The organism is Rhizobium sp. BK399, assembly GCF_014194695.1.
Taxonomy (GTDB): Bacteria; Pseudomonadota; Alphaproteobacteria; order Rhizobiales; family Rhizobiaceae; genus Rhizobium.
Genome location: NZ_JACIAH010000015.1, coordinates 12,490 through 27,189 on the forward strand (window position 1 = coordinate 12,490; position 14,700 = coordinate 27,189).

Consider the following 14,700-nt stretch of genomic DNA (forward strand, 5'->3'; position numbering starts at 1 on the left):
ATACATCTCGCCATCAACGTCCCCCCGTTCCGGTAAATGTCCAGGCATAGACGACATAGCCTTTGGGGGTGTCGGTTGCGTCGGCGACGACCATCTCGGCGGTTCCGACCCGGCCGCTTTTGCTGTGGGCAACGAGGTTCACGCGAAAGACGGTCGGCCTCTCCACCGTGAGGAAGCCTTCATATCTCTTTACCAGGGCACGCCGCTCGTCGCTGTCTTCGTCGTTACGCAACGCTGCAATGGTCGTGGCGTCCGCCTCGCTCATACCCGGGATCGCAAGCAGCGCCTTCCGGGAGGCCGCTCCCGGATCAAGCATGCCAGTCCGGTTGTGCACCGTGAGAAACGACTCGAGTTTCATGTAGTCATTCTCGCTCAGTCCCTTGAGAAAGCGCAACTCGCCAACCGACTGGAATTTTGCATTCATGGGCAGACCGCTTGCTCCGTTCCCCCTGTAGTCGGAGCGCTCGGCGCCTTCGGGTGTCCGCTCGTCGTCTCCGTCGCGCCAGTCGACGACCCGCGCCGCAAACGCGTCGGGGGAAAGCGACTGGCCATCGACTGCCTTGAATAGCCCTTTCAGCAGTTCGGGCGGAGAGGCATTGAGATCGAGCCGTCCCGCTTCGGCGGCAACCTGCAGGGTGACACTTCCGGTCGAAAGCGTGATGATGCGACCGTCGACGAATGCAGCGTCTCTGTCTTCGGTAAAAAGAAGGTAGGCGGACGCCGTGGCGCCGCTGTCGAGCAGGTTCTCGGTCACGAGATCGTCCACGCCCAGACGCGTGAGAACCAGGGTCGGCTGCGCCGACAGCACCAGCGTCGATACTATTCCTGCCAGCAAGCCGCATACGACAAGGGTTGCCAGCGTGACATATCCGCCATCACGTTGCATCGGGACCTCCCTCGCAGCTCGCGCCTTCCGGGCATAGCCGTGGCGGATCGACATGGGGGGAAACCACCAGCGTCAAAGGTGCGCGCCGCGAATCCGACTTGCTCCATATCTGCAGGCGAATGACATCGGGAAGCGTCGGGCGATCGGACCAGGAATTGCTCCACACGAAGCCTTTCCGGGTGTTTTCAGCAAACGAGAAGCGATAGTCCCATGCTCCCTGCAGCAGTGCCGTCGGTGGAGCGGCGCTCACCTTTTCAAAACTGGTTGCCGAGGGAAATCGCGCGAGGGCAGACCGGACGAGAGCGCCAGATCTGACTGAAATCCAGACCAGTTGATCGGATGCGGAGCCGGTCGCGAGACCGACTGCAGTTTCACTGCCATAAAACAGGAGGGGCGCGCCGGCCTGCTCGCTGGTCTTGATGGCAGCAACCTCTGACAGGTCGCGCCTGAGGGCAGTGAGCCCTGTGGCAAGACGCTCGATGTTTCCGGCGTCGCGACTGGCCGCCGCAGAAGACCGGGTCACGAGATAGGCCGACAACAGCAGCGCCTGAAAGACGAGCGCGCTGAGCAGGAGGACAACCAGGGCCTCCAGCATGGCAAAACCACCCTCTGAACTCTTGCGCTCCTTCCTCATTCAGCCACTCCGACCAACAGTCGATCGACCGCCAGCCGTCGCGAAGACGATACGTCGACGGAAAGCCTCGCCTCGAGCAGTGTCTGTCCCTCCGGCCCCCGCCCTTCGGCCTCGGGAGATCGTGTGATGACGGCACGCCACCTGCGTCCGTGGCTCACGCCAGCAAACGTGCCGGGACGAACGATCTTTCCCTGCAGTTCCTCGGCGAGGACTTCCTCGGCGACCAGCCGTGCTTCGAGCCAGGCATGCGATTGAACGACGGAGGCGCGCGCCGAGACCAGGCTTCTCGGGACCACGTATAGAACAGCTGCGAGGATGGCGACGGCCACCAGAACCTCAAGCAGCGTAAATCCTTGATCGCGCCGGTCGTGTGCATTCGGGGCACTCTTAGTGGGGGCCGCACACATGCCGGGCCTCATTCGAGTGCTGACAGCGCAATGCCTGACGTCAGCGGGTTGACCGAGATGCGGAAGGTCGCGCGCGGTCCCGAGATATCGAACGTCCCGCCGGAGGAGCGGCCATTGGCCTGAAAGGATACCATGCGGCCGTGCGCGGCGCGCTCCACCCGGATCGCAGATCCTTCGCTCAGCATGACCCGTCTTGCGGAGGAACCGGACAGGACCGTGCCGCGACGCGTGTCGATGGTCGATACGACGGTGCGGCCTTCCGCCATCGCGATGTTCCGGTCCTGTCGCAGGAGTGCCGCGATCTCCGCTGCCTGAACCTTCAGGCTCATCGCCTGGCCGGCGTTGATCATGTAGGGCAGTGCCATCGCCGCCACGAAAGCAATGATTGCGAGTGCTGCCAGAAGTTCCAGCAGCGCAAAACCGCCATCACTCGAAGAATGGCTACTGGATCGCGATGTCTGCGGCATTGTCGGCCCCCCCTTCAACGCCATCGGCACCAAAGGAAATGATCTGGGGTCGCCCCTTGTCACCAATGCGGTATTGATATTCGTGGCCCCAAGGATCCAGCGGAACCGAGGCCTGCTGGATATAAGGGCCCTTCCAGCGCTTGATCGCCGAGCCGCTGACCAGCGCGGTGAGGCCCTCTCGTTCTGTGGGGTAGCGCGAGGTGTCGAGGTAGAAGAGATCGAAAGCCGAGGTCAGGGCTTCGATCTGCAGCCGTGCGGCACGCACACGAGCCTCCGAGAGGTAACCAAGAACGCGCGGAGCAGCAATGCCAGCAACCAGGCTGAGGATCACGAGCACGACCAGCAATTCCAGGAGGGTAAAGCCTCCGTCGCCCCTTACCGTGCGGCGCCGGGGCGATTTGCGGGTGGTTGGCAGTGGGTGTTGCAACGGCTTTTTCATGGCGGTCACATCAGTAGATCGTTCAGGCTGAGCAACGCCGTGATCACCGAAACGATGATCCAGGCGATCAGGGCACTGACAGTCAGCAGCACCAGCGGGCCGATGATCGCCGTGGCACGGGCAATCGAGCGGTCGAGCCGGGTCTCGTAGTAGGTTGCAACCCGCAGCGCGGCCTTGCTAGTGTCTCCGGTGGTTTCACCGACCCGAAGCATCTGCAGGCCGTAGGGCGGAAGGAAGGAAACGCGGGAAAGGGCATCGGTGAGCTGACTGCCGTCTCTGACCCTTGCCAGAACTTCGGCCACGACCTCTGCGGAGTGCTCGTCACGCATCAAGCCGCGTATAAGGCGAAGGGATGTCGGCAGATCGACGCCACTCTTGTGCAGCATGGCAAATGTCGAACAGAAGACGACGGCGCGCTCCTGCATCAGCAGCGTATCGAAGCCTGGGAGATAACCGAGCAGGGAGAGGAGGATCGACTTTGCCGTCTTGCTGCGGGTGATGACGAGGGCAAGGCAGAGCGCACCGACACCGATGGCCGATATCAGCGTGCTGTTGGCCGCGACCGCGCGCGACAGGGTAAAGACGATCGAGGTCGATGCCTTCGCGTCCGCGCCCATGCCGACCAGCGCGTTGTCGAATTCGGGAATGACGACGGTCAGAACGAAAAACAGGACGCCCACGGCTGCAAGGACCAGAAATGCAGGATAGGCGAGTGCCGAGGTCAGGCGGCGTCTGAGTTCCCGACCCCGCCGCCGCTCCTGGGCAATCACCTGCAGCGTGACGTCAAGGTTGCCGGCAACCTCGGCGACCTCGACCATCTTGATGTAGGTCGGGGGAAATGCCGCCGGATAGGCGTCGATCGCTTCGGCGAAGCTGTGTCCCTTTGAAACCACGTCCAGAAGCGAACGCGTCATGTTGCCGAGCGCATGCCGCTTTGTGGATTGATGGATGATCTGCAACGCCCGGTCCAGGGCAACACTTGCAGAAAGGAGGGCAGCGAGATCTTCCGTGAAAGCTGTTACATCGTCGTAGGACGGGGTCGACTGGAACGACAGGCCCAGTCCTGCGCCTGTTTTCTTCACTTCCTCTATATCAATTGGAAACAGGGACCGACGCTCAAGCTCCGCGGCCATCAGCGCGCTGGAGTTTGCCTGCAGAATACCCTCGAGCATGTGCCCCGAGAGATCGATCGCCCGGTACCTGAAGTTTGGCATTTTCGTACATCGCCCCTGATGCGTCGAAAATTCATACAGTATCGATCGAGTTCATATCTGGAAATAAGTACAGGGTAATTATACGAAATTCGGGAAAACATTCAACCGTCCCACTATTTAGAAAATATAAATTCGACGGTTTGTTTCTGAAAAAAACTGAATATTTTAAAAATACTACGATCCTGTTTGTTTTCACAAGTTTTAGGGTGTATTGTAGGGCCACCGTCACGCATTGATGGAACTCGTTACATTTGATTGGGGGCTGGTCGAATGTATATCTCTAAAAACGCGTCAAGAATCCGTCAACGAGAAGCACAACTTGCTCGAGATAATCGGGCAGAGATAGTTTGGGCATTGAACCAGGGGCAGGTCACCCGTCGAGAATTACTCAAATGGGGGATCTTTACGGCAAGCGGATATCTCGCCTGCAAGAACGGGCTAAGCCCGTTTGCAACGAGCGCCTATGCGTCGGTTCCGACAGGAACACCGCGAACACCGCTGTTCGGCATCCAGAAATTTTCTCAGCCGATGCATCGGCTGAACCATCTGAAACCGTTGCCGATCACACGGACGGCTGAGGGCCATGCGGCCTTTCCGGCCGGCCTTGGCGAACGGCCGGCCAAGCGGCTTTCCTATCACACGGATTTTTCCGCTGACCCCGCGAATGGGGCGTTTATCAATCCGCTGACGCATCACGGGCCGATCGAGGGACGGCCGCCCGGCGAGGTGTTCGCGCACCAGCGATGGGACGAGTTCTTCCCCAAGGTCGGCTACATCATGCGGCTTGGCCAGATTTCGCAAACGGGCGGCCACAGCTATTTCCACGACCATTTCCCGGTACAGGAGCCGAACAGCTGCTGGACCTATGCGTCGGGTCGCGCTGGCGAATGCGGCTTGCCGCCATTCCTGATCAAGGGGCGCTATGGCGAGCCGATCATCACGCGCATCTACAATGACCTGCCGACCGACCGGAAGGCGAACAACGGCTTCGGGCGCAATGAAACCCAGTTGCATTTCCATAACGCTCATAACGGTGCGGAAAGCGACGGAGCCGCGAATGTGCATCACTTCCCCGGTACGTTCTACGACTACCGCTGGAGTACGGCGCTGGCGCGGCGCGACAAGATCAATACCCAGGCCGGCGACCCGCGTGCTTCCGGTCCCGACGACAATATCGGCCTCGTCAATGTGGCTGGTGATTTCCGGGAACTGCAGGGAACGATGTGGGCGCACGACCACCGCTTCTTCTTCACGGCGGAAAACGTCTACAAGGGCAACCTTGGCGCCATCAATTACTACAGCGGCCCGGACCGGGGCAATGAAGAGCTGAATGACGGCGTCAATCTGCGCCTGCCAAGCGGCAAGCTTCTCGGATGGGGTAACACCGACTTCGACGTCAATCTGATCTTCTCGGACTGCGCCTGCGACGCCGGCGGTCAGCTCTACTTCGACATCTTCGACACCGACGGCATGCTGGGCGACGTCCCGCTCGTCAACTTCGGGTTCGCACCCTTCTTCGAGGTGCTGCCACGCAAGTACAGATTCCGCGTCCTGAACGCGTGCATGTCACGCTTCCTAAAGCTCGGACTGGCCGATGCCAGGGGTAATCCGGTTCCCATCAAGTTCATTGCCAACGACGGCAACCTCGTTGTCACACCGTTGACGATTCCGGCTCTGCCAGTGCAGGGGATCGCCGAACGCTACGACTTCGTTGTTGATTTCTCTGGCTTCAAGATCGGCGATCGCATCAAGGTCGTCAATCATCTGCGCCATGAAGATGGGCGACGCCCCAAGGAAGAGCTTAGTCTCGCAAAGGCGTTACAGGGTACGCCGGACGATCCGGTCGTCGGGCCGATGCTGGAGTTCCGCATCGTCGGGGCTGTTGAAAGCGTCGATGTCCCGGGCGTCATTCTTCGCGCCACCGATCCCGACAAGAGCCAGGTTCCAGCAACGCTCACGGAACAAATTCCGATCGTGACGCCGGTGCGCACGCGCATGGTCGAATTCGGCAGGGCGGGAACCGGGGACTCGCGTGGGCCGAATGGCTGCACGCCGGATTGCGGTGAGACCGTGACCTTCCCATGGACCATTCGCATCAACGGCGAGACGGCGCATTCGATGAACGCCAACCGGATTTCCCTGCTCATTCCCAAGGCCGGGGAAGTGGAGCACTGGACCTACAAGAACGGCGGCGGCGGCTGGGATCATCCCATTCACCTGCATTTCGAGGAAGGCATCACCATGCTGCGGAATGGCCAGGCTCCGCCACCGACCGAGAACCTGCAGCGGAAGGACGTCTGGCGGCTTGGAGAAAGCGGCAGCGTGACGTTCCAGATCCAGTTCGGCGAGTTTGGTGGGTCCTACGTGAACCATTGCCACAACACGGTGCACGAAGACTTCGCGATGCTGGCGCGCATTCAGTTGCTGACTGGCGTTGCGGGGACGCCGCAGGCAGCGGTGACGCCAACGCCCAATCCGACCGAGTATGGCGTCTTCTTCACCACGCCGGAAATATTGCCTGAAGGTGCGCCAAAGGGGTGGACGAATACCCAGCCGCAGATGCAGGCCCAGCTGAACACCAATCCCCAACCATGACGGCTGCGCTGATTGCGCAGCCTTTCTCTGTTCGGGGTGTGGGTTTCCGGAGGTGTATTTATGAGACGTAGGCCCGTGGCCGTCCTGGCTATCGCTGCCATTCTGTCAGTTCTATGTGGCGGGGCTGCTTCCGCCGCTTCGCGTTGGGGAAAAGACTACTTTCCCAACGTCGAAGTCATCACCCAAACCGGCGACAGGGTGCATTTCTACGATGACCTGATTAAGGGCAAGATTGTCCTGATCAGTTTCATTTTCACCAGTTGTACCGATCTGTGCCCGCTGACGACGGCCCGCATTACCCAGGTCGTTGACCGGATCCAGGACCAAATCGGCAAGAAGATCTTTGTGGTATCGATCACTGTCGATCCCGAAAACGACACACCTGAAAAGTTGAAGGCGTTCGCCGATGCCTTCTATAAGGGACCGGGCTGGACGTTCATCACCGGCAAGCCTGAGGACATACGCGCCATCAACGCAAAGCTTGGGAACAAAAGCAACGTTGCAACTGATCACCGCAACGAAATCGTGCTTGGCAACGACACCACCGGAGAGTGGGCAAGGAATTCGCCTTTCGCCGACATCGAGAGCGTGGAACTAGCGATCCGCGATATGGATCCGGCATGGCGCGAGGGGCATTACGCTCCCGCGCTATCGTTGGCTCCAGCCACAAATCAACAACAAGCCGGCCTGACGCTGGATCGCGAGCCGGGACAGGTTCTGTTCAAGAAGATCTGCGCACCGTGCCACACGGTAGGGGTCGGCGACCGTATCGGCCCGGATCTTCTCGATGTTACGGTCAGCCGCGATCCGGCATGGCTGAAGCGGATGATCATGAATCCTGTCCGGCTGAGGGCGGAGAAGGATCCAACGCTGGCCGAGCTCGACGCGAAGTTTAACGGTGTGCGCATGCCGAACCTTGGTATGTCGGAGGCGGATACCGCCGATCTCATATCATACCTGGCGACGAAATCGGCCGAAATAGCGGAGCTGCGCGCCCAACCCGAAGCGACGCATGTTCACCAACCTGACGATGCATCAGAACATCACGATCATGCTGGAATGATGCCTTCCAATCCTTAAAGGTGGCACGCGCCTTTTCCGTTTACCCGGCATGCGCGTTGAATGGGAAGCTCAACGCGTTCGGAAGATCCAAGGACGACTGCAGGTCACGCTCGTTGATGACTTGCGGCGACCGACAGATCCATCCTGCATCAGATGCCGCGCGGCGATCATGCGGGCGGTCAAGGCCCGTTCAATCGGCTGGCTATTGGATCACGCATTCTAAGAAGCATGGCTTGCCGGTCCGAACTTGGTATCGCTCGACCATTGACAGCGCCTCCAGAAAGAACAAATAAGGAACTGTCTAAGGGAACGGAGACCAATGCCGGAGATCCATCCATTCAAGCGACTCCGTGCCTGGACGTTGCTCGCTGCTCGCGATCAGGGCCAGCTCATATCAATTACATGCGACTACTGTCGGGTGACGCATCGGTATCTCGCAACAGATCTCATCGAGCTTTGCGGCAACGTTACCCTCGACAAAGTCCTGCGACGGTTCAGATGTGAGAGATGCGGCAAGAAGAACTACCTGAACATGACCTTGCATGTTCCTCACGGAAGCGAGTTCGGGGACCTGCCAATTCGGCGGCTGCGTGAGGTCCGCACCACGAGGATTCCGGTCTGGTGCGACGATCTCCTGCGTTAGCGCGACCGTGATGTCTTGACTGACCGATCTTTTATCGGGTTGTCCCAAAAACGAACGCAACCGCAGCGACGACGGCCATCGCAGTGATTGGTCTCTCCCGGATCGTGTTCTCGATGTCCTCGAGAACCCTGCGGGTTCTCACCCTGACGACGTCGACGGATCCCGCCGCTGCCCCGGATAGGGAATCCTTCACCGTTACGGCGTCGTGGCGCAACGTGCGGAATTTGTTTTGCACGATCTCCCGCTTGTCATGAGCCTCGGACCGGTCGACTCCCACGTCGTAAGCATCCGGTGCCGTGCTGACACGCGCGGCGCTTTCAACGTCGGTCCGGCCGGCCGGGATCGCCGTATGAGTGACGGAGACCGGATCAGACGCCGGGAAAGTGGATTCCAAACCAGCCTCGAGTTCTCCCTTGCGCGCGCGGCGGCGTTGCTGAGCCTGCTCCTTGCGCATCGATTGTACTGCCGGGGATTTGCCTGGATCGTCAGCCATGTCGTTGTCTCCTTGCATTGCGTGGAAACTTAAGCTCCCAGATGAAAAGAAGTTCCGGCGGAAAGACAATTCGTTAGAAGATCAGGCTGTTGAGGGTTACAGTCTGGAGGGTAGAAGGCCGCCTGGTCGGAGTGTTGTCCGTCGGTCAGCAGGGCCCCAGGGCCGACCTGGATCCGTGCGTCACCCGCCACGCAGGGAAAGGCGGCCTGAGACACGCGGCAGCGAGCGCCTGAGAGCCGCTTGGCGAACGACATGGCGTGGCGAGCCTTTGACATATATCGGAGCCGGTGGTGTTGCCAGCGTCGCTGCGACCTTTTGCTGAGGCCTTGTTCGTCCCGGCAGCGTCAGGGAACCATCCGAGGGAATATTGAGTTAACAGCATTCACGATACCGGGAGCGCAGCATGTTTGTCTCATCGCCCGTACCAATTCGCCGGGTCGCCATCTCCTTTCACGACACCGATAACCGACAGATCGCCACAACGGTCTCCGAAATGACGGAATTGCTGCTCTCGAGCCGATGGCCGAAGAAGCCCAACGACACGCTTTGGCGAGACGCGCTGATGACATGCCTCCGCTCTCAGCAGGATAAAAAGAAGGCGAAACGTGCCCGCAAGGCTTTCGTCAAGGCAGCGCGCGGGGCAAGGATCACCGTCATCCCGAAACACTGAAGACCGGGGCGACCTTTAGCGCGGACGCTCGACGCGGTACCCGCTTGATTCTGCAGTCATGGCGATGACTTGAGCGCTCCCGCGATTGCTTTTGCCACACGCTTCTTGCACCTGCAGACGGAATTCCTATCTGTGATGCGACCGCATTGCGGAGATGTGACATGGATAGTCAAACAAGCCACCCGACGATCGAAATCGTTCCTCCCCGACGTACGCGTCGCCGTTGTCCGGATTTTGTCCTGTGCTTGTGTTGCAATCGCCCGCATGCGCCATCCGAGATGGACGAAGACGGTTGCGGTATCTGTGATGAGTGCCTTGGCGTCAGCGACATGTCCTCGGCCCTCTCAGCATTCGAAGACACGTTCGAACAATTTCCCGATGGCTACATGGAGGGCGTTTTTGAGGGACGCCGCTGGAGTGCGACCGTACGCCGATCCTTGGACGGACGACGCACGTGGATGCTGGCCGAGGAGCTTGGCGGGAACGAGATCGTCAGCTTCAACTGGTATCGACTTTCCGAAGGACGTGGCGTTTTGAAACCCTGCGAGATGTCGGCGTCGAAGGTGATCGATTTTGTTCTCGGGTTTCGGATCGATCCGAACTGCGTTGAAGGCCAAAGCGCGCTTGCGCGGGTCGCTTGGCCGTCCGCCACTGGTTGAGACGGTGGCAGAAACCGGCCTGCCAATCCTGAACATCGAAAAACGCCGTTGCACACGAAAACAAGGGTGGCGGGGAAGCGATCCATCGATTGGCGAAATAATCCTGCCTGAGCGGCAATCCGGTCGGCTGGATCGTCTGTTGGCGCGGCACGCGGACCTATTTCCATTCAAAAAATCTGTCTGACGATAAAGGCCGACGTTGCGCGAGCACCTGAGCCCGCTCGGTTTCCTGCTGGTAGGCCACGGCATCCTCATCGCTGTTCAGCCCGACGAAATGCATCTTCGTCGATTCCGTCCTTGATGCGCCCTTCTGGCGATAGACGAGATGCACCGCGCAGGTCGGATACTGCCAGCCACCGGTCAGAAATTCGGCCAACTGCCCGGCATTCTGCTGTTGCACCTGCCCGGAAAAGGCCAGGAACTGGCCGAGGCCGAAGAACCCGCTGAACAGCCCGTAAGCGTTTTGGGGTTGCATCTGCACGGCGCGACCGGTCGTGAAATCGCGCCGATAGCACAGGCCCTCCGTCTGCCCCTTCGCCTTTTTTTCCGTGTAGGTGACGAGGTTCCTCTGGGCGAGAAGTTCCATCGTCAACGCGAAGGTCTGATAGCGCTCCGCATCCTCGTGCAACCGGTCGATCCTGTCCTTCAGGTCAACGACGTAGTCCCGGTAAAATGCGGCTGTCATTCTCAACGCTCCGATTGTGATCAACGCGCTAGCTATCAGATAATCCGGCATTGCCAAACAGGGATGGAGATGAGGCAGGACGCCGCCGTCCTCAGATGTGCAGGGCGTGCCCCAGCGCCTTCAATGCCGCTTCCTGAAATGCTTCGCTGCGCGTCGGATGCGCATGGATCGTGCCTGCGATATCCTCCAGCCGTGCTCCCATCTCGATTGCGAGCGCAAAGCTTGCCGAGAGTTCGGAAACGCCGGCACCGACAGCCTGAACGCCAAGGACAAGACCGGTATCGGCTCGCGCGACCACACGCACGAAGCCGTCTTCTGCCAGCATCGTCATTGCGCGGCCATTTGCGCTGAACGGAAATTGTCCGAGGCGGATGGCAAATCCCTGTGCGCGTGCCTCATCCGGTGACAGGCCGGCGGTGACGATTTCCGGATCCGTGAAGCAGATGGCGGGAATGCAACGTTTGTCCCACGCACGCTTTCGCCCGGCGACGATTTCGGCGACCATTTCGCCCTGCGCCATTGCGCGGTGCGCAAGCATCGGTTCTCCGGTGACATCACCAATTGCATAGACGCCACGCATCGAGGTGCGACAACGATCATCGATGCGCAGATAAGTGCCGCTCCGATCGAGGTCGAGTTCATCGATACCCGATCCCGCTGTCCTCGGTCGACGACCTGCTGTGACGAGCACACGATCAACCGGGAGGCGTTCGCTCCCGCCGTCCGACGTTTCGATCGACAGCGCATCGCCATCGAGACCCGTGGCCTTCGTACTCGTCAACAGCCGGATACCGAGCTCACCAAGCCGCCGTGCAATCGGCCGCACCAGGTCTGCATCATACTGCGGCAGGATCTGCGGCGTGGCTTCGACGACGGTAACCGCCGATCCCAGCTTGGCAAAGGCCGTGCCTAGTTCGAGGCCGATATAACCGCCTCCCACGACCACCAGGTTCTTCGGCAGCTCGCGAAGGGAAAGGGCCTCCGTCGAGGAAATGATCCTGCCACCGAAAGGCAGAGCTGCGAGTTCGACAGGCTCGGATCCCGTGGCAATGACCACCGTCTCGGCACGGATCACCTGGAGGCCGATCTCTGTCTCGACCTCGACCGTCTTGCCATCGCGGAAGGCGGCCCGACCATGAACGATCTTGACCCGTGCCTTTTGCAACAACGCGGTCACGCCGGCGTTCAGGCGGCCGACAATGCCGTCCTTCCAGCTCATGGTCCTTGCGAGATCGATCGACGCCGCTTCGACGCGAATGCCCATCGCGTTCCTGCCTTCAAGCATGTGTGCCGTCGCCGAAAACTCCTCGGCGGCGTGGATCAGGGCCTTCGAAGGGATACAGCCGACGTTGAGGCAAGTACCCCCGGGCTTGTCTGCCTCGACGATGACAGTATCGACGCCGAGCTGTCCGGCGCGAATGGCGCAGACATAACCTCCGGGGCCAGCACCGATGACAAGGAGTTTGCAGGTGATCTCTTTCATGGACCTAGCCTTCGATGAAGATGAGTGCCGGGGTTTCGAGCAGGAGCCGAACGCGCTGGACAAAGGTGGCTGCATCCCAGCCGTCGATGATCCGGTGATCAAAACTGGAGGAGAGATTCATCATCTTGCGCGGCACGAACTGGGTGCCATCCCAATGCGGACGGATGGCGATCTTGTTGACACCGACGATCGCCACCTCTGGATGATTGATCACGGGCGTTGACACGATACCGCCGAGCGCACCGAGGGAGCTGATCGTAATGGTCGAGCCGAAGAGTTCGTCGCGGGTGGCCGTGCCCGTGCGTGCGGCCTCGGCGAGCCTGCCCATTTCAATCGCGCAGTCAAAGATGCTGCGAGCCTCTGCGTGCTTTACGACCGGGACAACTAGTCCGGCTGGGGTCTGGGCGGCGATGCCGATGTGGACGGCGCCATGCCGGGTCAGGATGCCCTTGTCGTCATCGAAGGTTGCGTTGACGCTCGGTTGCTCGGCGACGGCCTTGACGATCGCCCGCATCAGGAACGGCAGGACGGTTAGCTTAGGGTGCTCCGGCTTGCGGTCGCGGTTCATGGTGTTGCGCAATTCCTCGAGCGCCGTCATGTCGACTTCCTCGACATAGGTGATGTGGGGAATGCGCGACGTCGACAGCGTCATCTTTTCGGCGATGCGGCGTCTGAGCCCGGTGAGCTTGATCTCCTCGGTCAACGTCTTCCTTGCCATCGCAGGCGCCTGCGGCGCGGTCTCGCCACGGGCAAGAAACTGCTCGACATCCTCGTGCAGGATCCGGCCTGCGGGGCCGGTCCCCTTGACCAGGCGAAGGTCCACGCCGCTATCGCGCGCGACGCGTCTGACGGAAGGCGATGCGATCGGTTTCTCGATATCCGAATTGTTCAGCCGGGCCCCGTCTCTCAAGGTCTTGTCGACTTCAGTTTTGTCGGACTGGGCCTGGTCTTTCTGCACCTGCTCGGGCCGCCCCCCGTCAACGCGTGCCTGATCAGCGCGTGCGGGAGAAGCACGCTTCGCCTCGACGCCACCATCCATTGGCTGCCCCGGGCTGACGGGAGCAACATCGGGAGCCTGCGCCTCGACCGGCCTTGCTGTCCCGTCGTCGGTCTCGATGCGGACGAGGGGGGCCTTGACGGCGATCTTGTCGCCGACCTCGGCGCCGAGCCAGACGATCGTTCCCGTGACAGGTGACGGGATTTCCACCGTCGCCTTGTCGGTCATGACTGCCGCGATCACCATGTCCTCGCGGACCGGGTCGCCCGCCTTCACATGCCATTCGACAAGCTCTGCCTCGGCGACACCTTCACCGACGTCAGGCATCTTGATGATGAACTCGCCCATTCCTCAGGCCTCCATGACTTCGGCAAGGGCTCGCCCGACGCGACCGGGGCCCGGGAAGTAGTCCCATTCCTGTGCATGCGGGTAGGGCGTGTCCCAGCCCGCCACGCGCACGACGGGGGCTTCCAGGTGATAGAAACAATGCTCCTGCACGAGAGAGGCGATTTCACCGCCGAACCCTGATGTCAGCGTGGCCTCGTGCACGACCACGCAGCGCCCCGTCTTGTTGACCGATCGCACGATCGTCTCGAGGTCGAGCGGCAGCAGGCTGCGCAGGTCGATGACTTCAGCATTGATGCCTGTATCCTCGGCAGCGGCGAGCGCGACATGCACCATTGTGCCGTAAGCGATGACCGTCACAGCCGACCCCTCGCGGCGCACAGCCGCCTTGCCGATCGGAATTGCGTAGTGGCCCTCTGGCACTTCGCCGAGCTCATGCTTCGACCAGGGCGTCACGGGACGCTCATGATGGCCATCGAAGGGGCCGTTGTAGAGCCGCTTCGGTTCGAGGAACATGACAGGATCCGGATCCTCGATCGAGGCAATGAGAAGCCCTTTTGCATCATAGGGGTTTGACGGCACGACCACCTTCAGCCCGCAGACGTGGGTGAACAGCGCTTCCGGGCTCTGGCTGTGCGTCTGCCCACCGAAGATGCCGCCACCCGTTGGCATGCGAAGCACGATCGGACAGGTGAAATCACCATTCGAGCGATACCGGATGCGGGCTGCTTCCTGGGTAATCTGGTCGTAGGCCGGGTACATGTAATCGGCGAACTGGATCTCTACGCAGGGTTTCAGTCCATAGGCTGCCATGCCGATCGCCGTACCGACGATACCGGACTCGCTGATTGGCGCATCGAAGCAGCGTGTCTTGCCGTATTTTGCCTGAAGGCCTTGCGTGCATCGGAAGACGCCGCCGAAATAACCAACGTCCTCGCCAAACACGACGACATCATCATCGCGCGACATCGAAACATCCATGGCGCTGCGCACCGCTTCAATCATCGTCATCCTGGCCATG

The 14,700-nt window shown here is 60.3% G+C and carries 15 protein-coding genes; 4 read left to right on the forward strand and 11 right to left on the reverse strand.

The window, feature by feature from the left end:
- Positions 1 to 13: 13 nt before the first annotated feature.
- Genes FHT97_RS24040 through FHT97_RS24065 form a run of 6 tightly spaced genes read right to left on the reverse strand, consistent with a single transcriptional unit; the run spans position 14 to position 4,047 of the window.
- Complete coding sequence (locus FHT97_RS24040; protein ID WP_183864489.1) at positions 14 to 886, reverse strand: type II secretion system protein GspK; 873 nt, start codon at positions 884 to 886, stop codon at positions 14 to 16.
- Positions 876 to 1,520 (reverse strand): hypothetical protein, encoded by a 645-nt coding sequence (locus FHT97_RS24045; protein ID WP_183756501.1) that lies wholly within the window; start codon positions 1,518 to 1,520, stop codon positions 876 to 878. Before FHT97_RS24045 ends, FHT97_RS24040 begins: the two co-directional genes overlap by 11 nt.
- Complete coding sequence (locus FHT97_RS24050; RefSeq protein WP_183864490.1) at positions 1,517 to 1,927, reverse strand: prepilin-type N-terminal cleavage/methylation domain-containing protein; 411 nt, start codon at positions 1,925 to 1,927, stop codon at positions 1,517 to 1,519. Before FHT97_RS24050 ends, FHT97_RS24045 begins: the two co-directional genes overlap by 4 nt.
- A gap of 8 nt (positions 1,928 to 1,935) precedes the next feature.
- Positions 1,936 to 2,394 carry a prepilin-type N-terminal cleavage/methylation domain-containing protein gene (locus FHT97_RS24055; RefSeq protein WP_183864491.1) on the reverse strand — a complete coding sequence of 153 codons (459 nt, stop codon included), beginning with the start codon at positions 2,392 to 2,394 and terminating at the stop codon, positions 1,936 to 1,938.
- A complete protein-coding gene (gene gspG / locus FHT97_RS24060) occupies positions 2,369 to 2,833 on the reverse strand; it encodes a type II secretion system major pseudopilin GspG (protein ID WP_183756572.1) in 465 nt (154 codons plus the stop codon). Before gspG ends, FHT97_RS24055 begins: the two co-directional genes overlap by 26 nt.
- A 5-nt stretch (positions 2,834 to 2,838) precedes the next feature.
- A complete protein-coding gene (locus tag FHT97_RS24065; RefSeq protein ID WP_183864492.1) occupies positions 2,839 to 4,047 on the reverse strand; it encodes a type II secretion system F family protein in 1,209 nt (402 codons plus the stop codon).
- Positions 4,048 to 4,401: 354 nt separating this feature from the next.
- Between FHT97_RS24065 and FHT97_RS24070 the strand changes: the two genes are divergently transcribed.
- Positions 4,402 to 6,642 carry a multicopper oxidase domain-containing protein gene (locus tag FHT97_RS24070; RefSeq protein WP_246712759.1) on the forward strand — a complete coding sequence of 747 codons (2,241 nt, stop codon included), beginning with the start codon at positions 4,402 to 4,404 and terminating at the stop codon, positions 6,640 to 6,642.
- Positions 6,643 to 6,702: 60 nt separating this feature from the next.
- On the forward strand, positions 6,703 to 7,722 hold the full coding sequence (locus FHT97_RS24075; protein ID WP_183756496.1) for an SCO family protein: 1,020 nt from the start codon (positions 6,703 to 6,705) through the stop codon (positions 7,720 to 7,722).
- Positions 7,723 to 8,378: 656 nt separating this feature from the next.
- Here the strand turns inward: FHT97_RS24075 and FHT97_RS24080 are convergent.
- Complete coding sequence (locus FHT97_RS24080; protein WP_183864493.1) at positions 8,379 to 8,840, reverse strand: hypothetical protein; 462 nt, start codon at positions 8,838 to 8,840, stop codon at positions 8,379 to 8,381.
- Between the two features lie 403 nt (positions 8,841 to 9,243).
- Between FHT97_RS24080 and FHT97_RS24085 the strand changes: the two genes are divergently transcribed.
- A complete protein-coding gene (locus FHT97_RS24085) occupies positions 9,244 to 9,510 on the forward strand; it encodes a DUF982 domain-containing protein (RefSeq protein ID WP_183864494.1) in 267 nt (88 codons plus the stop codon).
- A 161-nt stretch (positions 9,511 to 9,671) separates the two neighbouring features.
- On the forward strand, positions 9,672 to 10,169 hold the full coding sequence (locus FHT97_RS24090) for a hypothetical protein (protein WP_183864495.1): 498 nt from the start codon (positions 9,672 to 9,674) through the stop codon (positions 10,167 to 10,169).
- A gap of 157 nt (positions 10,170 to 10,326) precedes the next feature.
- On the opposite strand, the gene FHT97_RS24095 is transcribed toward FHT97_RS24090, so the two are convergent.
- The 4 genes from FHT97_RS24095 to FHT97_RS24110 form a co-directional block, all read right to left on the reverse strand.
- Positions 10,327 to 10,854, reverse strand: a complete 528-nt coding sequence (locus tag FHT97_RS24095) for a hypothetical protein (protein ID WP_183864496.1) — start codon at positions 10,852 to 10,854, stop codon at positions 10,327 to 10,329.
- 91 nt (positions 10,855 to 10,945) lie between these two features.
- On the reverse strand, positions 10,946 to 12,337 hold the full coding sequence (gene lpdA / locus FHT97_RS24100) for a dihydrolipoyl dehydrogenase (protein ID WP_183864497.1): 1,392 nt from the start codon (positions 12,335 to 12,337) through the stop codon (positions 10,946 to 10,948).
- A gap of 4 nt (positions 12,338 to 12,341) precedes the next feature.
- Positions 12,342 to 13,682: a dihydrolipoamide acetyltransferase family protein gene (locus FHT97_RS24105; protein WP_183864498.1), complete on the reverse strand. Its 1,341-nt coding sequence runs from the start codon at positions 13,680 to 13,682 to the stop codon at positions 12,342 to 12,344.
- A 3-nt stretch (positions 13,683 to 13,685) separates the two neighbouring features.
- Positions 13,686 to 14,699 (reverse strand): alpha-ketoacid dehydrogenase subunit beta, encoded by a 1,014-nt coding sequence (locus FHT97_RS24110; protein WP_183756488.1) that lies wholly within the window; start codon positions 14,697 to 14,699, stop codon positions 13,686 to 13,688.
- Position 14,700 lies beyond the last annotated feature (1 nt).

Bases quoted from the DNA above. Each gene is read 5' to 3' on its own strand.
- FHT97_RS24040 (WP_183864489.1), bottom strand. From the start codon at position 886: ATGCAACGTGATGGCGGATATGTCACGCTGGCAACCCTTGTCGTATGC.
- FHT97_RS24045 (WP_183756501.1), bottom strand. From the start codon at position 1,520: ATGAGGAAGGAGCGCAAGAGTTCAGAGGGTGGTTTTGCCATGCTGGAG.
- FHT97_RS24050 (WP_183864490.1), bottom strand. From the start codon at position 1,927: ATGTGTGCGGCCCCCACTAAGAGTGCCCCGAATGCACACGACCGGCGC.
- FHT97_RS24055 (WP_183864491.1), bottom strand. From the start codon at position 2,394: ATGCCGCAGACATCGCGATCCAGTAGCCATTCTTCGAGTGATGGCGGT.
- gspG (WP_183756572.1), bottom strand. From the start codon at position 2,833: ATGAAAAAGCCGTTGCAACACCCACTGCCAACCACCCGCAAATCGCCC.
- FHT97_RS24065 (WP_183864492.1), bottom strand. From the start codon at position 4,047: ATGCCAAACTTCAGGTACCGGGCGATCGATCTCTCGGGGCACATGCTC.
- FHT97_RS24075 (WP_183756496.1), top strand. From the start codon at position 6,703: ATGAGACGTAGGCCCGTGGCCGTCCTGGCTATCGCTGCCATTCTGTCA.
- FHT97_RS24080 (WP_183864493.1), bottom strand. From the start codon at position 8,840: ATGGCTGACGATCCAGGCAAATCCCCGGCAGTACAATCGATGCGCAAG.
- FHT97_RS24085 (WP_183864494.1), top strand. From the start codon at position 9,244: ATGTTTGTCTCATCGCCCGTACCAATTCGCCGGGTCGCCATCTCCTTT.
- FHT97_RS24090 (WP_183864495.1), top strand. From the start codon at position 9,672: ATGGATAGTCAAACAAGCCACCCGACGATCGAAATCGTTCCTCCCCGA.
- FHT97_RS24095 (WP_183864496.1), bottom strand. From the start codon at position 10,854: ATGACAGCCGCATTTTACCGGGACTACGTCGTTGACCTGAAGGACAGG.
- lpdA (WP_183864497.1), bottom strand. From the start codon at position 12,337: ATGAAAGAGATCACCTGCAAACTCCTTGTCATCGGTGCTGGCCCCGGA.
- FHT97_RS24105 (WP_183864498.1), bottom strand. From the start codon at position 13,682: ATGGGCGAGTTCATCATCAAGATGCCTGACGTCGGTGAAGGTGTCGCC.
- FHT97_RS24110 (WP_183756488.1), bottom strand. From the start codon at position 14,699: ATGGCCAGGATGACGATGATTGAAGCGGTGCGCAGCGCCATGGATGTT.